The organism is [Mycobacterium] manitobense, from assembly GCF_025821665.1.
In the GTDB taxonomy this organism is placed as follows: Bacteria; Actinomycetota; Actinomycetes; order Mycobacteriales; family Mycobacteriaceae; genus Mycobacterium; species Mycobacterium arseniciresistens.
In genome coordinates this window covers 1-359 of sequence record NZ_JACKSJ010000109.1, presented here as the reverse complement: position 1 = coordinate 359, position 359 = coordinate 1, and the positions used below count along the sequence as shown (strand labels likewise).

At 71.3% G+C, this 359-nt stretch carries 1 pseudogene; it reads right to left on the bottom strand.

Features of this window, described 5'->3' with window-relative positions:
- Positions 1-322: pseudogene (locus H7I41_RS14140) on the bottom strand (hydrolase); the annotation flags it as partial.
- Between the last annotated feature and the right edge of the window lie 37 nt (positions 323-359).

The window sequence follows — 359 nt, the reverse complement described above, 5'->3', positions numbered from 1 at the left end:
AGGCGTGCACGAAGATGCCGTTGGCGCGCGCAGCCTCGGCCGCCAGCGCGAAAGTCGGTCCACCGGTGAGGTCCTCGGCACGCTCACCCGGGTTGGCCCCGGCAGGCACGTCCGCCGGGTAGCGCAGCAGCGTGATCTCCGGCAGGAACACCGCGGTGGCGCCCTCGCCGGCCGCCCGGTCGATGCCCTCGCGCAGCACCCGGGCCAGTTCGGCGGCGTCGGAACGCCACCGGTGCTGCACCAGACCCACCCGCAACGGCGGCCGCTGCGACGGGTGCGAACGGGACAGCGGTTCGGCGGCGGCGGCGATCAGCGTCTGCATGTCGGGACTCCTAAAACGAATCAGATTCGTTTATTGT